The organism is Candidatus Clostridium helianthi (assembly GCF_045310795.1).
GTDB lineage: Bacteria > Bacillota > Clostridia > Clostridiales > Clostridiaceae > Clostridium > Clostridium helianthi.
Window position 1 is genome coordinate 1 of record NZ_JBJIAB010000091.1, and the last position, 2,404, is coordinate 2,404.

At 29.0% G+C, this 2,404-nt stretch carries 2 protein-coding genes; both read left to right on the plus strand.

The genetic code is table 11. From position 1 onward, the window contains the following. Positions 1-938, plus strand: a 938-nt coding sequence (locus tag ACJDTP_RS27245; protein WP_406762986.1) for a tyrosine-type recombinase/integrase, incomplete at its 5' end; no start/stop codon positions are given. 4 nt (positions 939-942) lie between these two features. Beyond that, the gene (locus ACJDTP_RS27250; RefSeq protein WP_171780659.1) at positions 943-2,097 is read left to right on the plus strand and encodes an IS91 family transposase; all 1,155 of its coding nucleotides are present in this window, start codon (positions 943-945) and stop codon (positions 2,095-2,097) included. Positions 2,098-2,404 lie beyond the last annotated feature (307 nt).

The window sequence follows — 2,404 nt, forward strand, 5'->3', positions numbered from 1 at the left end:
AATTTTATATGGAAAAAATAAGAAGTGAAGTTCTTTCTCAAGGAACTTCACTTCTCACATTTTACACGCCTTTTAAAAGGAGTGATAAAATGTATCAAAAAATCGAAAAAATGATTAATGATTTAGAATTACGCGGACATAGTGAAAAAACTATAAAAAACATGGTTTGCACTATGAATGCTTTTTCTAGGTATTATAACAAGCCGCCTGAATTACTAGGTGAGCCTGAAATCATTAATTATTTAGAGTATTGCATAAAAAGGAAAAAATTATGCAGAGGAACTGTAAATTATATTAATAGTACTCTAAAATTCTTTTATGTTGTGACACTTGAAGGATCATGGAGTGATTTAAGAGTTCCAAGACTTAGATATGATAAGAAGTTACCTAAATATTTAACAAAAGAAGAAGTAAAACTTCTATTGGAATCTACTACTTATTTAAAACATAGAGCAATATTATCAACTATATATTCTGCCGGCTTACGCGTTAGCGAAGTTATAAACTTAAGAATATCTGATATTATGAGTAAAGAAATGAAAATCAGAGTTAGAAACGGTAAGAGGAATAAAGAAAGATATACTTTGTTATCTCAAAAGAATTTAGAGTTACTAAGGGTATATTGGAAGAAGTTTGGTCATAGAAATTATTCTCCAGATGACTATTTATTTATATCTAGACTAACAAAAACTAAGTTAACTAGTCGAGGTGTACAAATGGCTATGGATAAAGCAATGAAAAAAGCTGGAATGACTAAAAAGGCAACCGTTCATACTTTAAGGCATTCTTTTGCTACACATTTGATGAATGATGGTATTGAACTCGCCAATATTCAAACTTTGATGGGACATTCTAATATTAAAACAACTTCAATATATCTACATGTAAAAGATTATCAGGTATTGAATATAAAAAGTCCATTAGATACATTGGATTAGGTTTATGAATTCACTTCAAGATATCATTAAGTTACACGGCGAATCGTACACAAAATCAAAGAAACTACCATCCAATATTCTAAAAGCACTATATTCTATTAAGGATTGTAGAACTGCTGCGCTTGGCGGCCATGTATATGAGTGTGATGAATGCGGAGATACTATGATTTCATATAATTCATGTAGAAATAGGCACTGTCCTAAATGTCAGACTTATGCAAAAGAGTTATGGATTTATGAAAGAAGCAAAGCTTTATTGCCAACTCATTATTTTCATATTGTTTTTACAATTCCAGAACAGTTAAATTCATTAACAATCTTTAATCAAAAAGAAATATACTCTATTCTTTTTACTTCTGTTTCCGAGACTTTGCTAGAATTAGCAAAGGATAAAAAATACTTAAGTTCGAATATTGGATTTACAACAATATTGCATACTTGGGGACAAAATTTAATGTTTCATCCACATATTCATTGTATAGTACCAGGTGGTGGATTAAGCCTTGATAGCACAAAATGGATAAGATCGAAAAAGAAATTTTTCATTCCAGTAAAAGTTTTATCAAGAAAGTTTAGAGGAAAATTTATCTATCATTTAAATGAACTTTATCTAAAGAATAAACTTAAATTTCCTAGAAACATAAGTGAGTTATCATCAAGGAATATATTTGGTTCATTTAAAGATGATTTATATAAAAAAGAATGGATTGTTTATAGTAAAGCACCTTTCAGCAGTGCCGAGTATGTGCTTCAATATTTAGGTAGATATACTCATAGAGTTGCTATATCAGATAACAGAATTATAAAAGTTGATAATGAAAAAGTAGTATTTAAATGGAGAGATTACAAAGATAAAAATAAGGAAAAAGTAATGTCTTTAAAACCAGCAGAATTTATAAGACGTTTTACTATGCATATCTTACCAGATAGATTTGTGAAAATAAGACATTATGGTATTTTAGCCAACAGAAATAAAAATCTAAAGTTTAAGCGATGCATAGAAATATTTAGAATAAAACCAAAAGAAGTAGAAATATTATCGACAGCGGAGCTATTCTTTAAATTAACTGGAATTAGAATAGGTAAGTGTAAAAATTGTGAGAAGGGAAATTTAATAAAGATAGGTAAGATAATGCCTCGGAGTGATTCATCACCTTAGATTAAGGTAAAAGTGAATAAATACTTAAGCATGGGGAGGGGGAATCTATGTTCAAAAATAAAATAACTATATATTTTTGTGGAGTAAAGTCTTAAAATATTAATATATACATGAAGATTATGGAATTTAAGGTGAGTTGTGAATTATTGAATCCCCATACGGGGCGGTCTGCTTTTAGCGACTTCGTTCTATAAATTGATTGCGATATTGAGATGTGCATATTTAAAATACAGCTATAAAATTAAGTATAGATTTATTTTAATTATGTGCTATTTTTAGGTCTCAACATCGCAATCAACACAACTCA

Excerpts from the sequence above, each read along its gene's own strand:
- ACJDTP_RS27250 (WP_171780659.1), top strand. The coding sequence starts at position 943 with ATGAATTCACTTCAAGATATCATTAAGTTACACGGCGAATCGTACACA.